This is a genomic window from Nocardioides sp. Root682 (genome assembly GCF_001427795.1).
Classification (GTDB): Bacteria; Actinomycetota; Actinomycetes; order Propionibacteriales; family Nocardioidaceae; genus Nocardioides.
This window is the reverse complement of sequence record NZ_LMHJ01000004.1, coordinates 314,884-333,819: the sequence shown is the minus strand read 5'-3', so window position 1 is coordinate 333,819 and position 18,936 is coordinate 314,884. Positions and strand designations below refer to the sequence as shown.

At 66.4% G+C, this 18,936-nt stretch carries 16 protein-coding genes; 1 reads left to right on the top strand and 15 read right to left on the bottom strand.

Translation table 11 applies throughout. The annotated features are described in order from the left end of the window. Nucleotides 1-18: 18 nt before the first annotated feature. The 14 genes from ASD84_RS22330 to gshB all read right to left on the bottom strand — a co-directional run bounded on the left by ASD84_RS22330 (nt 19) and on the right by gshB (nt 16,948). Nucleotides 19-2,247: a hypothetical protein gene (locus ASD84_RS22330; protein WP_056715802.1), complete on the bottom strand. Its 2,229-nt coding sequence runs from the start codon at nt 2,245-2,247 to the stop codon at nt 19-21. After that, a complete protein-coding gene (locus tag ASD84_RS22325) occupies nt 2,244-3,545 on the bottom strand; it encodes an MlaD family protein (protein WP_056715799.1) in 1,302 nt (433 codons plus the stop codon). Before ASD84_RS22325 ends, ASD84_RS22330 begins: the two co-directional genes overlap by 4 nt. Continuing rightward, nucleotides 3,545-4,780, bottom strand: coding sequence for an MlaD family protein (locus tag ASD84_RS22320; protein WP_056715796.1), 1,236 nt, complete (start codon nt 4,778-4,780; stop codon nt 3,545-3,547). Before ASD84_RS22320 ends, ASD84_RS22325 begins: the two co-directional genes overlap by 1 nt. A gap of 1 nt (nt 4,781) precedes the next feature. Next, nucleotides 4,782-6,098 (bottom strand): MlaD family protein, encoded by a 1,317-nt coding sequence (locus tag ASD84_RS22315; RefSeq protein WP_056715795.1) that lies wholly within the window; start codon nt 6,096-6,098, stop codon nt 4,782-4,784. Between the two features lie 2 nt (nt 6,099-6,100). Continuing rightward, on the bottom strand, nt 6,101-7,360 hold the full coding sequence (locus tag ASD84_RS22310; protein ID WP_056715792.1) for an MlaD family protein: 1,260 nt from the start codon (nt 7,358-7,360) through the stop codon (nt 6,101-6,103). Further along, nucleotides 7,357-8,784, bottom strand: coding sequence for an MlaD family protein (locus ASD84_RS22305; protein WP_056715791.1), 1,428 nt, complete (start codon nt 8,782-8,784; stop codon nt 7,357-7,359). Before ASD84_RS22305 ends, ASD84_RS22310 begins: the two co-directional genes overlap by 4 nt. After that, entirely contained in the window at nt 8,781-10,007 is a 1,227-nt protein-coding gene (locus tag ASD84_RS22300) for an MlaD family protein (RefSeq protein WP_200954663.1), read from the bottom strand. Before ASD84_RS22300 ends, ASD84_RS22305 begins: the two co-directional genes overlap by 4 nt. 3 nt (nt 10,008-10,010) lie before the next feature. After that, nucleotides 10,011-10,823, bottom strand: coding sequence for an ABC transporter ATP-binding protein (locus ASD84_RS22295; RefSeq protein WP_056715788.1), 813 nt, complete (start codon nt 10,821-10,823; stop codon nt 10,011-10,013). Nucleotides 10,824-10,895: 72 nt separating this feature from the next. Further along, nucleotides 10,896-11,762: an ABC transporter permease gene (locus ASD84_RS22290; RefSeq protein WP_056715784.1), complete on the bottom strand. Its 867-nt coding sequence runs from the start codon at nt 11,760-11,762 to the stop codon at nt 10,896-10,898. Nucleotides 11,763-11,774: 12 nt separating this feature from the next. Next, entirely contained in the window at nt 11,775-12,518 is a 744-nt protein-coding gene (locus ASD84_RS22285; protein WP_056716186.1) for an MlaE family ABC transporter permease, read from the bottom strand. A 121-nt stretch (nt 12,519-12,639) separates the two neighbouring features. Then, on the bottom strand, nt 12,640-13,182 hold the full coding sequence (gene styB, locus ASD84_RS22280) for a styrene monooxygenase NADH-dependent flavin reductase subunit StyB (RefSeq protein WP_200954661.1): 543 nt from the start codon (nt 13,180-13,182) through the stop codon (nt 12,640-12,642). Further along, a complete protein-coding gene (gene styA / locus ASD84_RS22275; protein ID WP_056715776.1) occupies nt 13,182-14,408 on the bottom strand; it encodes a styrene monooxygenase subunit StyA in 1,227 nt (408 codons plus the stop codon). The genes styB and styA overlap by 1 nt, the downstream gene beginning before the upstream one ends. A gap of 120 nt (nt 14,409-14,528) precedes the next feature. Further along, nucleotides 14,529-15,926 (bottom strand): FAD-dependent oxidoreductase, encoded by a 1,398-nt coding sequence (locus tag ASD84_RS22270; RefSeq protein WP_056715774.1) that lies wholly within the window; start codon nt 15,924-15,926, stop codon nt 14,529-14,531. Continuing rightward, a complete protein-coding gene (gene gshB / locus ASD84_RS22265; RefSeq protein WP_082573968.1) occupies nt 15,923-16,948 on the bottom strand; it encodes a glutathione synthase in 1,026 nt (341 codons plus the stop codon). Before gshB ends, ASD84_RS22270 begins: the two co-directional genes overlap by 4 nt. Before the next feature lie 151 nt (nt 16,949-17,099). Here gshB and ASD84_RS22260 point away from each other — a divergent pair, with 151 nt between their 5' ends. Next, entirely contained in the window at nt 17,100-18,380 is a 1,281-nt protein-coding gene (locus ASD84_RS22260; RefSeq protein ID WP_056715772.1) for a glutamate-cysteine ligase family protein, read from the top strand. 99 nt (nt 18,381-18,479) lie between these two features. Here ASD84_RS22260 and ASD84_RS22255 read toward each other — a convergent pair whose 3' ends face one another. Then, the gene (locus ASD84_RS22255; RefSeq protein ID WP_200954660.1) at nt 18,480-18,848 is read right to left on the bottom strand and encodes a hypothetical protein; all 369 of its coding nucleotides are present in this window, start codon (nt 18,846-18,848) and stop codon (nt 18,480-18,482) included. Nucleotides 18,849-18,936: the final 88 nt, after the last annotated feature.

Here is an 18,936-nt window from a genome sequence, read left to right as displayed (position 1 = left end):
CGATCAGATTCTTGGTCATCAGCTGACTCCTGCCAGTTGGGGTTGCTTCACGGACTTGGCAGGGGTGCGGACCTGCCGCGGGACAGTGAGGGAGACGAGGTGGCCGGCTGCCAGTGCCAGTGCCACTGCGGCAACGAGCGTTGCGCTGAACTGACGGAGGAGGTCCAGGTCAGAGATGGAGAGCGCCGAGTAGCCCGCAGCGGACACGGCCGCCGCGATGTACACCGAACGCCGCAATCGACGGTCGCCGGACCTTCGTGCCTCAGAGAGCATGACGGCGAACTCGCAACCGACGGCGGCGGTCAGCGAACCCAGCGCGACCGTGATGGGGTTGAGCGCAACTCCGAGGAACGTGACCAGCAACAGGCCCCAGCCGGTTGCCAGCAGAGCGGCGGCGACTGCCCGGCCTGCGTCCGAGCGCCGGCGCAGACCCGCCGCGAGCACCAGGCCAGCCACGCCGATGCCAGCGAGGTTGGACCAGTGACGGTCGCGCGTGAGCACGTCGTAGCCGTCGGCCGCGAGCACCGGGATGCCGGTGACCCGAGCCGTGTAGCCCGGGGGCGGGTCCGCGATCCGTTCCTGGATGGACTCGATCGTCGCGTGTTGCTCACCGAGGTCGTCGAGATCAGCGCCCAGCGCGATCAGGGCCCGGTCGCCTCCCACAGTCACTGCGGCACCAGTGATGTACGACGGAAGGATCTGCATCGCAGCATCGATCTGCGCCACCGACGGGTTCTCCCCCAGGAAGGCGAGGAGTTGCCCGGGGCTGACCACGGGCTGGAGCCGGTCGCCGTGCTCGCGAAGGACACCCTCCTCGGTCGTGCGTAGCCAGGCCAACGCTGCCGGCGTCAATACGTCGGCGCCGTCCAGGACGATGTCGATCTCACCCGCGAAGCCCATCCGGTCCTGCACGGCCACGGCGTCGTCGTAGCCGACGGCACCGCTCAGCAGCGCGTCCGGAGCGGTCTCCAGTTCGACGGCGGAGAGTGCGAACCAGCCCAGGAGAGCAGGGGCGGCGACGGCGAGCGCGACAACGATCTGGATCGGGCGGGAGAAGCTTCGCGACCCGACGCCGGCGACGGCGAGCGACGTCGATCCGGACACCTCGGTCGGCACGGACCGGTAGACGAGCAACGCCAGGACGGTCGTCGCCGCGATGCCCAACACCATGGCCAGCCCGAGGTCCTGGACGAACTGCACCGGCGACACCATCAGGCATCCGAAGGCACCGGCAGCGGCTGCCGCCACGGTGATGACGGTTCGGCGGTGTCCGCTCTGCGCGAGGTAGACCGGGTAATAGCTGCCGATGCCGAGCATCAGCGGGAGGAAGAGGACGGCTCCGAGTGACAGGGGCGCGCCTCGCCAGCCGAAGTACGAGAGGCTCACCGCGACAGCGCCCAGCATCGGGACGAGCGGGAGCAGGCGCTGGAGAACCCTCCGGCGCCATCGGGAGAGCACAAGCGCGCCCCCCACCAACACGGCAGCGCAGCCGCCGACGAGCGGGAGCTCGGCGCGGACCTGCTCTGCGAGGTTCGCACTGATCACGGGGACTCCGGTGACCGTGACCTTGTCGGCCTGCAGGTCCGTCTCCGCGGCGACGGCCCGCTCGACGCTGGTGACGAGGGCCTGGGTGCCGGCCTGGTCCAGCCCCGAGCGCGGTCGAACGAGGACGCTGACCGCGTGGGAGTCCGGGACGAACTGACGCCACTGCGACCGCGCCTGGCCATCGGGGCCGTAGACGACGCTGCGAACGAAGCCGTCGTTACGAAGAGTGGGCAGGCCGGCGGGCATTCCGCGAACGAGGAGGGACCCGTACCGACGCTCGAAGCGATCGAGGTCCTTCTTGCGGTCTGCCTCGCGGAGTCCGTCGCGGCGCCCGCTGATCGTGGCCAGCAGATCCTGCACCTGGATGGCCGTCTGGTTTAGTGTCGTGGCCGGCCCGTAGACCACCGCGACGTCGCGGAGCCCGGCCAGCGTGCCCTCGAGCGACAGCAGTGCAGCGAGGCGGTCTCCGACCAGGAGACCGTTCTCTTCATCGGTCTCCAGCATGACGACGATCGGGTCGCCGCCGAAGCTGTCGGCCACATCGCGCAGGTCGTGGGCGGCTCGCCCCTCGTCCGGGAGGAACGCGGAGTAGTCCGTGCTCACTGTCATCCGGCCGATGCCGGCGATGACGAGCGCGCAGACCCCGACTGCCATCGCCAGGACGACGATGCGGACTCCCCACGACCTGCGCGGCGACGTCATTGCGGCGCTTCCTCCACCCGTGGATAGGTCCCGTTGAAGGGTCCGGGCTTCAGGTTGCCACCGGGCGCCGGGTACGAGTTGCGCTTGTCGAGCACGCCCACGTGAGTGTCGAACGGCAGGTTCTTCAGCGAGGTCTCGTTGAAGACCAGGAAGACGCGCAGGTAGTGGCCGTTGGCGTCCGAGCTGGCCATCATCGCGGCCCAGTTGGTGAAGAACGACGTCAGCTCCCGGTTGTACGGCGCCATGTAGCCGAGCATCGGATTGACGTCGGCAAGCGCGACCCTTGCGTCCGGCACGATGCTGGCGACGTCCGAACCGAAGTCATCCACGCGTTTCAAGGTCGCGGGGGCCCTGTCCAGCGCGACGTCGAGCGAGGGAAGCAGACCCTTGACGTCCTGGGTGATGGACGGGAGGTTCTTGAGCGCCTTCGAAAGCGCGGGTCCCGCCGCACGAAGGTCCTTGGCGATCGGGGACAGGGTCTTTGCCAAAACCCGAAGGTCTCCGGCGGCCAGGTTCGCCGAGTCGAGCAGACCGGGCAGCTGGCGCACACTCGCAGCAAGGTCCTCGTGATTGGCCGCCGTAGCGGTCGTCAGCTTGTCGGCCGAGTCGACGAGATCGACGATCTCGCCCTGCCGGTGATCGAGACTGCGAACCACGATGCCGAGCGAGCGCGTCATCTCGTCGAGATCCTTGGACTGGTCTGCGATGGCATCCAGGACGTCGTAGCCCTGGTCACCGAGATCGCCGACGCCGTTCATCAGGGCAGCGACGTCCTTCTCGCTGCCCTTGGTCCCCTTGCCCAGAGCCCGGAGGGTACGGCCGAGCGAAGCGCGGGTGGGCTCATCGAGGCTGGTCAGGACGTCGTGGAGCTGCACGGGCTCGGCGACGGCGCTGGCAGTGATCGCGCCACCGTTGGCGATCTCTTCCCCATCGCCGTCGACGACCTCGATGTAGGTCTCCTCGACCATCGACTTCGCCCGCAGATGGACGGTCATTCCCTGGTGCAACGGGATGACCGAGTCCTCGTCGAACTGGAGGGTTACCTCAGCGACACTGTCCTTGACCTCAATGCCCCGAACCTTGCCCACCGGGACACCAGCGACACGGACGTCGGAGTCGAAGACCACGTTGTCCCCGTCCTTGATCGGAACGATGACGCGGTAGCCCTCGCTGGTCACGGCCGGAATCGAGCCACCCATGTTGACCCAGAGGTAACCGAAGATCAGGGCGCAGAAGACGATGAAGGCGCCCAGAACTCCCAGCCGGAGGCGGGGTTCGAGAGCATGCGGAATCCTCATCAGTCGACCTTTCCGATCACGAACGGGAGCGATTCAGCGCTCACTTCTGCTTGACCACGGAGGATTCCGCCGTTGGCATCGCCAAGGCTGAAGATCGACGTGGTGTTGTAGACGAAGGCCGAGATGTCCTGGCGGTAGTCAGCAACGGTCCGCGTCAGGTAGTCGAGCTTTGCGGTGACGACGGACGCTTCGGCCAGGGCCGCGCCGTACCGGGGCACGACGGGACGCAGATCGGCGAGGACCGGACGCGCTTCCTTGACCACAGGAGTCGCCAGCTTGGCCGTCTCGTCCAGGTTGTCGGCGAGCTCGGCGAGTCGCGCGAGCGCCGTCGGCAGGGTGCCGGAAGCACCCTCGATGGCTTCGAGCGTGGGATCGAGCTGGTTACCCAACGCGGTGATGTTGCGCGTCGCTCCCTTCAGTTCTGACACGAAGCCGGGGAGGGTTGCGAGGGCCCGCGTCAGCTCGTCATCGCGACTACTGATGACACCGAGGGTGTCCGCGAGGGAAGTGGTGAGGCGGGCCAGACGGGCTTCGTCGCCGCCCGTTGCGCTGGCCACCTGGGACAACGCTGTGACGAGCCTTCGGATCTGCTTGCGCCGACCGTCCAGTGCGTCGACGACCGGCTTGAGGTCGGCCAGAACCTTGTCGGTGGCGTCGAGGCCCGGGCCCAGGTGCTTCGGAGCATTGGCGAGTGCCACGTCACTCTCCTGCAGGAGCGAGGCGAGGCCAGCACGAGCGTCCTCGTCGAGATTCTGGACCACCCGGTCGACCTGCACCGGGCTCGCCGTCTGCGCGAGCGGGATGATGTTGTCCTCGCCCAGCTTGCCGGCGTCGGCGTTGCCCTGGCTCATCTCGACGTACATGTCGTTGAGCGGGGTCTTGGCCCGAAGAACGAGCTGCGTGTCCTTGTAGACGGTGTGCCCGGGCTCCAGCGAGAGCGTGAGACGCGAAAGCCCGTCGTCGGTGACGTCGGCGCCGGTGATGGACCCGACGGTGACACCCGCGATGCGGACCTCCTGCCCGTTGCTGGGGCTGATACCGGGGGTCTCCGCAAAGTCGGCCTGGAACACGAACTTGTCCTGCCAGGGCCAGTCATAGCGCTGGTTGATCAGCACCACGCTCGTGGTCAGGGTGCCGAGAGCGATGAGCATCACCAGGGCCGTCACGTCGCGCCCGAGACCCGGGACCGTCTTCGTGCGCTCCCAGGCGCGCTTCACCTTGTGCATCGTGGTCATGTCAGCGACTTCCCTCGGGACGGAGGAGCATGCGGAACAGGTCCTCGAAACTGATCGGGAGACCGGTGACCGTTCCCGGTCCCGCCCCCGGCTGGAAGTGCAGCGTCGGGCCATTGCGGTCAGTCATGTTGCCCGACGCGCTTCCGCCGGCTGCCATGTAACCAAGCTCCTTGTAGAAGGGTGTGTCGTTGCCGTTGCCCTCGTAGAGGCTGCCTTCACGGCCCTGCCACGGCGAGAGCACCATGTCGGTGATCGGTCCGTTGAGGCGATCGAGGGGGCGCCCATCGATGTCGCCCAGCACGTCCTTGGCGCGGACCGCCGTCGGCAGCAGGTCCTGAACCACAGGACGCAGGTCCTGCAGGGTCGGGACCAACTCAGCCATGAGGGGCCGGGACGAACGAAGCGCCGGTTCCAGAGCAGCAAGGGCACCGTCGAGCTCCTGCACGACTGGCCGCGCCGACTCGGAAACCTTGCGGACACTGGCCAGGGAGTCGTCGAGCGCGTTGAGACCCTCACGGGTCGTGCGCAGCGTGTCGGGCAGGTCGGCGACCGCGTCGCGAAGAGCCGGGCCGTTGCGTCCGATCGTGGCGCCGGTTCCGTCGAGACCAGCGAGCGCGCGGTCCAGTGAGCCATCGTTCTTGGTCAACGCCCGGGCAGTTCCCTCGAGGCCGGAGACCAGGACACCCAGATCCTTGTCGGGTTGCTCGCCCTGGAGTGAACGGAGTACGGCCGCCGAACCGTCAAGCGACTCGGGCGCATTCCGGAGGAGCTCCTTCAGTTCCTTGCGGGTCGGCTGCCCGAGCGCCTTGCGGGAGTTCTCGATCGTTCCCTGCATGCTGGCGCGGACGTCCGGCTGGAATGCCTCCAGCACACGGTCGAGCTCGATCGGCACACTCGTGCGGTCGAGCGGAATCGTGCCCTTAAACTTCGCCGCGTCGCCGCCCGGCTTGAGATCGACGTAGTAGTTGCCGCCCAGCAGCGTGGCGGGCCGGATGGAAGCCGACGGCGTCGACCCGAGCTTCTTCGCCGTTCCCGAGTCGAGCTTCATCTTGACCATCGCGCTCTCGTCGCCGGTCGGCTCGACTCCGGTGACGACGCCGACGGCTACGCCGGACACCTTGACCTTCGTCACGAACGGACGCAGCCGGTAGTCCCCGGCGAACTCGGCGCTGACGGCTTCCATTCCCGGCGTGAGGTAGGTCGCGATCTTCTGCTTCTGGAACAGACCGACCCCCAGAAGCATGACGAGCACGACTGCAATGGCTCCGATCCGGACAGGATTGGCTCGCTCGAGGCGCTTGAGGATGCGAGTCACCATGGTCAGTTGCCTCCGAGGAGCCCAGTGGCGCGATCCTGCTGCGCCTGGCCGGGTGCCGGATAGGGGTTGCGGTGGGTGAAGGGGTCAGCGATCGGGAGGACACCGGAGATCGACTCGGGCCGGACGACGAAGCCCAGTCGGAGGTAGTGGCCGGACTTGTCGCTCTTGCCGTTCGCCGAGGACCAGTAGTCGAAGTACTGCGAGATCTCGGATGCGTACGGGGCCATGTACGTCGCCAAGGTTTCGGCAGAGTCGAAGGTGCTCTCCATGCGCAGGGCGAGGGGTCGAGCATCGTCGACGGCCGAGGCCAGCTCGGAGAACGCGGGATCGGCGAGATCGGCGACGCCAGGCACCTTGTCCAACGGCGCTTGCGCGTCGCGCAGCACGGCTCGAAGAGCAGGGGTGGCCCTGCCCAAGGCGGCCGTGCCTGGCTCGAGCGATCGGGACGCCGCCTCGATGTCGACGAGCGGCCCCTCAAGAGCGGTGAGGCCTTCGTCCGTCTTCCGGAGCGCTTCGGGTGCCTTGTCGAGAGTTCTGCTGATGGCCTGGCCGTTGTCCGCGCCGAGAGCGCGCAGTGTCTTGTCCATCTTGCCGAGCATCGAGTCGATCCGGTCTTCCCGTCCCTCGAAGCGCGACGCGAGAACCGATGTGGACTGCAGGAGCCCGGCCAGGTCTGCCCGCTGGCTGGCAGTCGCGGTGGAGATCGTGCCCAGGTCCCCCAAGATCTCGGGAGCGTGAGCCAAGAAGGTCGCGAGCTCGGTGCTCTTGCCCTCGACTCCCCCGCCGACTTCACGCAACGTGCTGGCGAGACCGTCACGCGTCGGCTTGTCCAGGACGGACAGCAGCTCATCGAGCTGCGACGCCGGGAGCGTCTGCGCAGGGGGAAGCTCGCCGGACTCCAGCTGGCCAGCCTCCTCGTGGCCGCGGTTGAGCTCGACGAAGTTCTGGCCGAGCCCGGACCGAGCCCACACCGCCGCCGTGGCGTCGGCATAGACGTCCATGTCCGTGTCGCCCGTGAGCTGCAGGCGTACGACGGCCTGCTCTCCGTCGAGCTCGATGGAGTCGACACGACCCACGCGCACGCTTGCTTCGCGGACGTCGTCGCCCTCACGAAGGCCGCCCACGTCCGCGAACCGAACCGTGACGTACTCGCGGCTCGAACCGGGCAGGCCCGAGCTGGCGAAGAGGGCCGCATAGAGCGACACCCCGAGCAGGCCGAACACCGCAAGCGCAGCGGCGATGGACTTCGAACGGGCGTTCATCGTGCGCCTCCGACGAGATAGGTGACCATGTCCTGCTCCTGGCGGGCGCTGAGGCCCGTGACGTTCACCGGATCAGCCGCGCCGGCGGCCCGGCCGGACTTGCCGCCACTGAGCAGACCGCTGAGGCCGGAGACCAGTCCATCGGTCAGGTCGCCGATTCCGGAGAGGTCGCCGAGCAGGCCGTCCCCGAGCAGGCCGCCGAGCACGTCGGCTTTGGGGGCTCGATCCGTCTTGGCCTTGGCCGTCGCTGCGGGCTTGGGAAGCAGGCCGGTCACGGGGTCGGTGTTGACGATCGCGAGAGAGCGGAAGTAGTTCGACAGGCCGTCTTTGTTGTTGGTGGTGAGTGCCCAGAACTTCGCGAAGTCGAGCACGTTGCGGAGGTTTCCGATCAACTCGGTTCCGATCGGCTGGAGACCGCGCGCGGTGGCGACCACGTTGCCGGACGAACGGCGCATCGACTCCGCCACGGGAGCGGCTGCCTTCAGCAGCGTCCGGGCCCGGCGGAGCACCGGGTCCAGGTCGCGCAGCGCCGGTGCTCCGGCCTTGGCGAACGCCGAGAGCTCCTTGGACAGCTCGGTCAGCACATCGGTGGTCGGGCGCAGGTTCGCCAACGTCGGGGTGGTGGCGCTGGCCGCTCCGCGCAGTGCCCGCAGGGCCTTGCGGCCCGCGGACAGGGTTCCCGGGAGGGCAACCAGAGTGGCGTCCAGCTCCGTCTGCTTCGCCGCCGTGGACTTCAGGAGTCGGTCGGTGGCATCCAGGAGCCGGTCGAGCTTCTTCCCGTTGTCGGCTGCAACCGAGCTGACGACGGGCTCAAGCTCGCTCACCATCTCGGCGAGCACGTCGCGTTGGCCGTTCAGCACCTTGACCAGGGCATCGGTGTCCTCGAGCGCAGGCTTCAGTGCCTTGATCGCACCGTCGACCTTCGCTCCGCGGTCGGTCATGCCGTTGCCGACCGTGGTGAGCAGCGCCGCCAGTGCCTGCCCTGTCGGTTCGTCGAGGGCGTTGAGTACCTGGTCGATGTCGACTGAACTGGACGTGTTCTCGACAGGGATGGCCGCACCGCTCTTCAGGACATCGCCGTCCGGAGTGCCACGGTCGATCTCGACGAAGCGCTCGCCGAGCAGGCTGAGCGGCCGGATGATCGCCTTGGCGTCGTCGTGGAGTGGCAGAGCCTCCTCGTCGAGGCTCATTCCGACGAGTGCCTTGCCGTCCTTGACCTCGATCGACTCGACCTTGCCGACGGTCACGCCGGACACCTTGACGTCATTGCCCTCGATCAACGGGCTGGCGTTGGCGAAGACGGCATAGACGTCGGGCGCCTCGTCCTTGGTCATCGCGCGGTAGCCGGTGATGCTGGTCGCGAGGAGCAGCACGGCAACTCCGCCGATGATCAGCCGGTGCGACTGCCTGACTCGAGCCGTCATCGCAGCTCACTCCCATTCGCGTCGGTCCAGGGCTGCTTCTCGTTGTCACCGGGAAGTCGCTGGTGCTGGTTGGTCACGCCGGGTGGCATGACGCCAGGGTTGATGTTGAGGCTCGTTGCGCCGAACTGGATGAACGCGCGGAGGTAGTGGCCGTTGCTGTCGTAGTTCCCCGCCGCTGCTCCCCAGTTCCCCAGCCAACCCACCAACTCGGGGGTGTAAGGACGCAGGAAGTCCAAAGCAGGGGCGAGGGCCGCCAGCGTGTTCTCGGCCTGCGGCAGGACGGAGTGCGTGCTGTCCAGCAGGCCGGGAGTCACGCGCAGCAGTGGGGCCAGCGCCTCGAGTGTCGGTCGCAGCTGGTTCGCCACCGGACGGAGGTCGGCAAGCACGGGAGCCAGTTGGTCGGCCACCCCGGGAAGTCGAGCAGCAGCGGGCTGCAAGTCCTCGAGCAACGGCGTGGCCATCTCCACCGTCTCGGGGACGCTGTCGAGGGTCTTGCGCGCCTGCCGCAGAGTCGAGGGGAGTTCGCTCAGCGCGTCGCTGAGCTCGCTCTGACGAGTCGAGACGGCTCCGACTCCGGTATTGAAACCGTCGATAGCACCACGAACCTCTTCGTCGCGGGTCGCCACGATCTCAGCCATGTCGGCCGTTCGCGTGACCAGCTTCCGGATCGCAGCGCCGTCGTCACCGACCGCGCTCAGCACCTGTCCGAGCGCCTCGAGCGAGGGGCCGGCCGCAGCAAGCGTCTGCTGCAGGTCGGATTCGCTGCCGCTGAAACTGGCATCCAGTCTGGCGATCAGGCCGTTTAACTGCTGACGGGTGGGCTGATCGAGCGCAGCGAGGACCTGGTCGAGCTCGACCCTGTCCGTTGCTCCCTCGATGATCGCGCCATCAGGGAGCTCGGCGCCCTCGGTTTCGCCTGGTGTGATGTCGAGAATCCGCTCGCCGAGCAATGCCTTCCACGAGATCCGTGCGGCCGCACCGTCGTGCAAGGGGGCGAAGTCCTCGGACACTTCCACGGTGACGACGGCCTTGCCGTCCCGGACGTCCAGGTTCTTGACCTTGCCGGCATCAAAGCCGTCGATCTTGACGGGCGAGCCAGGAACCAGGTTCGTGGCAGAGGGCAGCACGACCTGGACCGTGTAGTCGTCGGTCGCCTTGGCAGTGCCAACGACTCCGACGAGCAGCACGGCGGCCGCACCACCGATGAGCAGATTCTTTCGCACAGGTCAGTCCATTCCGAGCGGGCCGGCGGACTCGCCGGCGAGGAACTGCCGCACGAAGGGGTCGTCGCTCGCGAAGGCTTCTTCACAGTCGCCGTAGTGCACGAGCTTGCCCTTCCAGATCATGCCGACGTAGTCGCTGCATGCCCTTGCTGCGGAGATGTTGTGGGTGACGAGGAGGTAGGTTCCGCCGTGCTCCTCGTGCATCTGCTTGATGAGGTCGCAGAGCAGGCTGGTGCGCACCGGGTCCAGGCCGGAGTCGGGCTCGTCGAACAGCACGATGTCGGGGTTGAGGATCAGCCCACGGGCGAAGCCGGCGCGCTTGCGCATACCGCCGGAGACCTCACTGGGGAACTTGTGTGCGGACCGCTCGAGGCCGACCTCCTGCATGCGGGCCATCACGAAGTCACCGATCTCGGACTCCGCCATGTCGGTGTGCTTGCGCAGTGGGAAGGCGACGTTGTCGAAGATGTTCATCGAGCCGAAGAGCGCGCCGTCCTGGAACAGCACACCGAACCGCTTCCGCAGTTCGTAACGCTCCTGCTCGCTCATCGACCAGATGTCCTGCCCGAAGACACGGACCTCGCCCTGGTCGGGCTCGAGGAGGCCGACCAGGTGCTTGAGCAGGACGCTCTTGCCCGTGCCCGAAGGCCCCAGGACCGTGGTGATGGCGTCATCGACGAAGTCGATGTCCAGTCCCTTCAGCACCTCGAACGATCCGAACTTCTTGTGCAGGCCGCGCACCTGCATGCTGTGGTGAGGAGCGCTCTCGGGAGCGGTCTGGCGGATGTCCGGTGCTGCGGTGAGGACGGCAGTCATGGCGACTCCTGGGTTCTCGTTTTGGGCAGGCTGACGCTGGGGTACCGACAGTGGAACGTCGGGATGAGGTAGCTAGTTGGCGATGGGCGCGTTGGGCGCCATTCCCCAGAAGAGTTGGGTGGTGAGAAGTCCGATCACGTGGATCAGGACCATGTTCACCATCATCGATTTGGCGGTGTTGATGCCGACGCCGACTGGTCCGCCACGAGCGGTGAAGCCGTAGTAGCAGCCCACCAGGACGATGGTCGTGCCCATGATCATGGCCTTGGCCATGGAGTAGCCGTAGTCGAGCGGGTTCTGGAACATCCAGAAGATCAGGGAGTAGCCACCCGGTGAAACCGTGCCGTACTGGACGACACAGACGAGCCACTCAGCGACATACATGGCAGCCAGGCCGACGCTGTAGAGGAACGGCATCGTGATCCAGGCCGCGACGAGACGCGTCCCGACGAGATAGCTGCGGGAGCGAATGCCCATGACTTCCATGGCGTCGATCTCTTCGGCAATCCGCATGGAGCCGATCTCGGCGACCAGGCCGCAGCCGATCTTCGCCGCGACGATGTAGGCGAACATGTAGGGACACATCTCGCGCAGACCGCAGTAGACCGTGAAGACGCCGGTGTAGAGCGGCGCACCAATCGCCTTGAGGGTGTAGCTCGCCTCGGTGCCGCACATCGTGCCGATGACGAACTGCATCGACCAGATGATCGCGCCACTGGCGATGATGAGGATGCCGCACTGGCGGAGGATCTCGCTGACGTACAGCCGCAGGGTGGGCAGCTCCCGAACGGTCTCGGCCGAGAAGCGCGTGATGTCGCCGGCCGTCGCCAGGGACGACTTCCAGGAGTCCCATGAGGAACGCAGCGTGATGTTCTTGTCCTCGGGCTTCGGCGGAGTCAGGTCCGCCTGCTGTTCGGGACGTGGTTCGAGAAGAGTCATGACGAAGCCCCGCTACTTGTAGACCTGCATGTCGGGGTTGAGCCCGAGCAGGATCGCGGTGAACAGGAAGTTCGTGATGTAGATCATCGCGAACGAGATGACGACGGCCTGGTTGACGGCCTTGCCCACGCCGATGGGCCCGCCCTTGGCGTGCAGGCCCTTGTAGCAGCAGACGACTCCGATGATCAGTCCGAACATCGTGGTCTTCAGGACGCTGCCCCACAGGTCAGGCAGGGTCGCGTTGGCGTAGAAGTTCGCCATGAACGCACCGGTGCTGGCGCCGAGGACAGGGACGCTGGCCAGGTACCCGCCGATCACGCCGAAGGTCAGAGCGACGAGGTCGAGCAGGCCGGTGATCAGGGTGATCCCGATGACGCGGGGCACGATCAGGTCGCGGACGGGGTCGACACCAAGGACCTCCATGGCGTCGATCTCCTCGCGAACCCTTCGGGCACCGAGGTCAGCGGTCATCGCGGCGCCGACGACGCCGGCGACGATCATCGCGTTGATCCACGGCGCGAACTCACGCACGCTCGCCATCACGAAGAATGAGCCGAGGCGCTCCGGGATGCCGAACAGCAAGTAGATGTTTCCGCCCTGAAGGCCGGGAGCACCGAAGCCGAAAGCCACCGTCGAGATCGTCAACGGAATCCAGCAGAGCTTCAGTGCATCGAACATGACGTCGCGCACGTCGCCCCAGTAGCCGCGCGGGTGTCGAACGGCGCTCCAGAGCACCTGGACCCCAAGGATCGCCATCTCCCCCATTGGGAGCAATGTGCGTTCCCCGAACTTCGGCCTCACGCGGGCTTCCCGGGATCGCGAAGGAGACTTCTTCGCGATCCCGGACCCTCCCCGCGTCCCCTCGGTGGTAGCCATGTCAGTGCCCTTCGGCGGTCATGTCGACGGGCACCGGCGGCCCGTGGTACTTGCTGGCGTAGAAGATGAGCGGCGTTCCGTCACCACTGCCGCAGGCGGTAACACGAGCAAGGAACAACATGTGGTCGTGAACCGGCACCTGCTCGAACACCTCGCACTCGAACCAGGCAAGACAGTCCTTGAGCGTCGGCACCGTGCCGCGCTTCAGGAAGTCCGGAGCTGCCGACTCGTCACGAGCACGTGCGAAGTAGTTCGAGGCGTGCTGCTGGCCCTCGAGCAGGATGCTGGCGCCGTACCGCCCGGTCGAACGGACGATGTCGTACGCACGACCGGGGCGGAGCGAGACCATGACAGTCGCCGGCTCCAGGCTCAGCGAGACGAAACTGTTCACCGTGGCGCCGTGACTGGTGCCGTCCGAGTCCTCGCAGCTGATGACGGCCACGCCCGTGGCAAACCGGGAGACGTGCCTGCGAAACTCGGCCGCGTCGACCGTCTGCTCTCTCACGAGGTCCCGTTCCTTGGTCTCCATGGCGTGGCTCGACATCAGGCGCTCGCACAGAAGGCCGCGACGCGCTCCGGCGAGGAGAAGACGTCCCACTGGTTCTCGGGGTAGTTGAAGTTGTTCGTGAAGGTGTCGGCAAGCGTGGGGCTCTGCGCGACAGCACCCACGAAGGCGCCGAACTCGGGCGGGAAGTTCTCGAGGTTGGCCATCATCACGTTGGTCCAGCGGGTCGCCGAGTGAACCCGCTGGTTGCGTCGGGAGTCGACCTTCTCCACGAACCGGGCGTCGAAGACGTCGTTGGCGACGATCTCCTCACCGAGCACGAATGCGGCGTGCGACGCGGCATTGGCACCCTGACCCAGCATCGGGTCCACGGTGTTCTGGACGTCACCGAGGGCGATCGCGATGGTGCCGTTCTCGAGCTCGATCGACGTCTGGCGCACGGCCGGCACGACGCCACCCTGGAGGATGTCGAGACTGCTGTTGGCCAGGTCGAACTCGGCCTGGTCGATACGCTCGAAGCAGGTCGGGTAGTGCTTGGCCAGCTTCTCGAGCAGGAGAGTCTTGAACGCCTCGGGGTCGTCGTCGTACTTGGTCTGGACCAGGATCTCGAGGTCGCCGCCGGGCAGGTTCTCCATGACGAGGGCGTTCTGCATGCCGTTGAACGTCAGGGTCGGGATCTCGATCATCTCGCCGGCGCCCGGGGAGAAGTACATGGTGACCGAGCGGGACGGCAGCTGCGCGATGCCCTTGAAGATGCCAACGCAGAGCTGGCGCTGCGGCGTCGTGTGCGGCGAGAGCTCGGGGATCTTCGGGAACATGTCGCCGGTGCCCTTACCCGTGGAGACGACCACGAGGTCGAACTCCTCGGCGAGTGCGGCGTAGTCCTCCTGCTGGATGGCGCGGTACTCGACGTTTCCGCCACGCTCCACGAAGTCCGTCAGGAGCGCCGGAAGGTAGAGGCGGTAGTCGACCGCGCGGCTCGGCGAGCGGAGGTCGCCGTAGAAGCGCATCGGCTCAGGGAGACCGATGTAGTAGTGGTGACCGAAGTAGCCGACATCGCCGGTCTGCCAGTGATTGACACCCAGTGCCTTCTCACGGTCGATGGTCACGGAGAAGTGCGCAACGGTGTTCGGGAGACGCATCGATGCGTACTCCTCGGCGCGCTTGTCGCTGAACAGCGTCACGTCGACGTCGTTCTGCTGCAGGTACAGAGCCAGGTGGAGTCCCGCCGTACCGGCCCCCACGATTCCGATCTTCTTGGACATCCCTACTCCTGTGTGTGATCTCGGTCTCGACATGATTGATTAAAACTAAGATAGTGCTAAGTAACTTATTTGTCACGCATTTTTGTGGCCGCCGTCACTACGGCATGCAGGACGAAGGTCCTAGAGGGAGTCGGCGAGCCGACGAGCCGCGAGCTGGACGATCTCCCAGACCGTCGCAAATGGCGGCGCATAGGCGAGATCCGCCTCGGCGAGGTCGTCGATACTGGCTCCCGACCAGAGCGCGGCTGCGACAGTGTCGATCCGCTTGGCGGCCGCGCGTCCTCCGACGATCTGGGCTCCAGCGAGAGCCCGGGTGTCCGGGTCTGCGAACACCTTGACGGCGACGGGTGCTGCTTCGGTCATGTAGCCGCTGGCCGTCCTGCCCTCAGTGACCATTGAGGAAACCCGAAGGCCGGCAGCCTGAGCTTCGCGGGTACTGAGACCCGTCCTCGAGATCTCGAGATGAGTGTCGCCATGGACGTAGCGGGTGATAGCGGTGCCGAGGACGCCGCCGAACGAGCGGGACCCCGGAGTGATGAGATTGGTTCCGACGATGCGTCCTTGCTTGTTGGCATGGGTGCCCAAGGGGCTGAAGGTCCAATCCCCCGTGAGCCGGTGCCGCACTTCACAGCAATCGCCGGCGGCCCAGATCCCCGACGCGACCGAGCCGTCCGGTTGCGCCCGAAGGCCGCCCCACTGACCCGTCTCCAGCCCGGCTCCAACAGCGAACTCCGTGGCCGGAAGGACGCCCGTTGCAAGGACGAGCAGGTCACAGCGATGGACGTCGCCGTCGACGGTCTCGACACTCGTGACCCACCCGCGGTGGTCGACTTCGAGGCCTACGACCTGAGCGCCGCCCACGACCTGGACACCGGCCTCGGCCAACTGCTTTTCGACACGAGAACTCATGTCCACATCGAGGCTGCTCATCACAGCTGATCTGGTGAGGAGGGTGACCTCAAGACCTCGGGCTCGCGCAGCTTCTGCCATCTCAACGCCGATGTATCCCCCACCGGCAACGACGACACGACGAGGCGACTCTGCCCCGGCGGCAGCGACCAGCAGATCGATCCACTGCTGCCCGTCCACCAGAGTCTTGGCCGGCGCAACGCCGCCGACGAGCTGACCGTTGGGCCGAAGCGCCCAGTCGGGCACGATCGGCGACGCTCCGGTCGCGATGACCAGTTGGTCGTAGCCCACCGACTTGTCGACACCGTCGTGGGAGTAGTGAGCGACGCCCGCGTCACGGTCGATCCCGGTCGCCAAGGCGCCGGTGATGAGGTCAACCCCCATCTCCCGGTGCCGTTCAGGACTGCGCGCGATGAGTTCGTCGGAGGACTCGACTTCGCCCGAGACCCAGTACGGAATGCCGCAGGCCGAGTACGACGTGTGGACCGTCTTCTCCAGTGCAATGACCTCGATCTCCCGGCCGACCTGCTTGGCCATGCGGAGCGCCTGGTGCGCAGCGCTCATGCCGGCAGCATCGGCGCCAAGGACGACGATCCGCTCGCGCGTCACAGGTCCACTCCTGCAGCCTGTCGACGGGCCACTGCACTTTCCATCCACTCGACGATCTCGGCCGAGAGGTTGGTGCCGCTGAGGGCATCGATCTCGCGCACGCCCGTTGGGCTGGTGACGTTGACCTCGGTCAACAGCCCACCAATGACATCGATGCCGGCGAAGACGATCCCGTTCCGCCGCAACAGCGGAGCCAGCTCAGCGCAGATCCTCCGGTCGTCATCGGTGACCTCGTCGGCCACGGTGACCGCACCGGTGGCCATGTTGCAGCGGAAGTCGGTGCCACACGCCACGCGACGGACCGAGCCGAGCGGCCGTCCGTCCAGGACGATGATGCGGCGGTCGCCGTCGACGACTCCCTCGATCCATTGCTGTACGACGACCAGATCGCGCCCTCGGCCGGTCGCCTGCTCGAGCAGGGACACCAAGTTCGGGTCACCGTGGGCGAGAATCATGATGCCGCGACCAGCCATGGCGTCGGTGGGCTTGAGCACCGCGCGGCCCCACGTCTCGACACGCTCGAGGACCGTGCTGATGCTCGCCGTGATCAGAGTCGGCGGCCCAAGGTGCGGAGTCTGGAGCGAGAAGAACTTCTCGTTGACGTTCCGCAGACCGGCGGGCTCGTTCATCACGAGCGTCCTGGCCGGATCGGCGAGATCCAGGACGTAGGTGGCCCGCAGGTACACCTGGTCGACCGGCGGGTCGGTGCGCATCATGACGACCTGGAAGTCGTCGAGGGAGCAGTGTTCGACCTCGCCGAGCTGGAACCAGTCCGTCGGGGCGACCCAGCGACCCTGGTCGAGCCGGCAGGCACGAACCTGCAACGCCTGGCATCGGGCCAGGGGCCGGCCGGCGTCCACCGACAGGTCAGATGCCGTCGTCACCCACACGCGATGGCCCTGGAGTTGAGCGGCCTCAATGATGGCGACGGTCGTGTCATGTGCCGGATTCAGGTCCGGGACGGGATCAGCGACGACCAGCACGTCGAGCGGAGCGGAGGCCCGCGACGGCAGGGAATCCATCAGTTCTCCTTGGTGATCGACCTCTGCATCTTGTCACTGCAAAGGTCTTGCGTGACGGAGGTCACTCTGCTGTATGGTGTGGATCAACATAGGGCTAACTTTCTTAGCAGTCAACTGTTACGTGACCCGGTTATCTTGAAGGAGGGCAGGCATGCCCACTGCAGTTCGTGGCGTCACCCTCGACGATCTGATGGCGGTCTGCCGTCAGGTCTTCGCCTCGACCAGCGAAGACCTCATCGGCCTGGAGTGCGAGTGGCCGGTGCGCCGCATCGACGACCCCTTGGCGCGACCGGACCTCCACGTGCTGCAGCGCATGGGCGACGGTCCCCTCCCCTCCGCCGGCATCGTGACCGTCGAGCCAGGCGGTCAGATCGAGTTGTCCTCGGCGCCCGAGCGCTCCGTCGGAGATGCGATTCGCGCCGTCGAAGCCGACGCCACGACCCTCCACGCCCGACTGAGGGATGCCGGGCTCGAGCCTGACTCCGTGGCGGTCGACGCAATCCGGTCGCCACGCAGGATCTTGGACCGTCCGCGCTACCGGGCCATGGAGGCCCACTTCGACCGGTCCGGAGCCGCTGGACGATGGATGATGTGCAACACCGCGTCGGTCCAGGTCAACATCAGCAACGACCCGGTTGACCCGTTCGCACGCTGGCGCGTGCTCAACCACATCGGCCCCGTCCTGCTCGCCATGTTCGCGAACTCCGCGGCACGCGACGCCGGAAAGACGACCTGGGCCTCGGCCCGTCAGGGCATCTGGTGGAACATCGATGCTTCGCGGACCCGCCCCGTTGCAATGACGGCCGACCCGGCGGCCGATTGGCTGGCCTACGCCATGGCAGCCAAGGTCTTCTTCATTCAGACCCAGGGTCCGACCAGCCCCTGCGGTGTCGGCGTCACCACCGACATGACGTTTGCCGAATGGTTCGAGAACGGCCACCTGCTCGGTTGGCCGACGGTGGACGACTTCCGATACCACCTCACCACCCTGTTCCCGCCGGTCCGCCCACGCGGCTGGGTTGAGCTGCGCGTGCTCGACGCACTGCCTCCTCAGGTTCGCGGTGCGGCAGCCTTGGCAGTCGCCACGGCGTGCGCCGACGGCGTACGCGACCAGGTCCTCGCCACGGTCCCCGCGACCGACGATCTCTGGATGGTCGCCGCGCGCGATGGTCTCGCCTCGCGGCGACTCAACACCGCAGCGCAAGTGCTCGCGAGCCTGGTGGCGACGGGCGTTCCGCGCGTCGCCGACACCGACCATGTCGAGTTGCTCCGCGACTTCCTCGACGCCTACACCCGCAAGGGCATGACTCCCGGCATGCACAGCTGGCTCCCCTTGCCCGTCAGCCTGGCAGGACCGTCGGCCGGAACCATGCTGCCGATGGAGGAGAGCCCAGTGACAGCTGTCCAAGACGACTTCGTCTGGACGAACTGAGACGCCGACCCGTCAGGGTCGCGATCGGGGACAAACAAGGGGACCGCAGGTCGAATACGACCCGCGGTCCCCTTGTTGCTGACCGAGACAGTGCGTCGGTCAGACGACCGACATCAGTGCGATGAACCGGAGCGCCATCACCGGATGAGTGAGCAGTCCCTTCACCACGAGCTTGTGACGAAGGATCTGTCCGAGCACCGACATCCCTCGCTTGGTGAAGAACCCGACGGGAACGAGTCCTCCGCGCTTCATCTCCAGTTGCGAGACGGCAAGGATCTGATCGACCGTCGCCTTCACCGTGACCACGGGACGACCGACAAGGCCGTCATGGATGACCGCACCGGACTTCCGGAACATGATCGTGCAGGACTGGTCGGTGTCCGCGCTCACGACCGCCATGGGTCGCAGGACTCCCTTCGCGAAACCAACACGATCAGGGAAGGTCTCGAAGTTCTGGCCCAGGAGCATCCCCACAATGCTCGCAACGCCGTTCGCGCCGTCGCCGGCCTTGAGAGTGACCGGGTAAGTCGTATCTGAGGCAACAGGCATGTCTGTG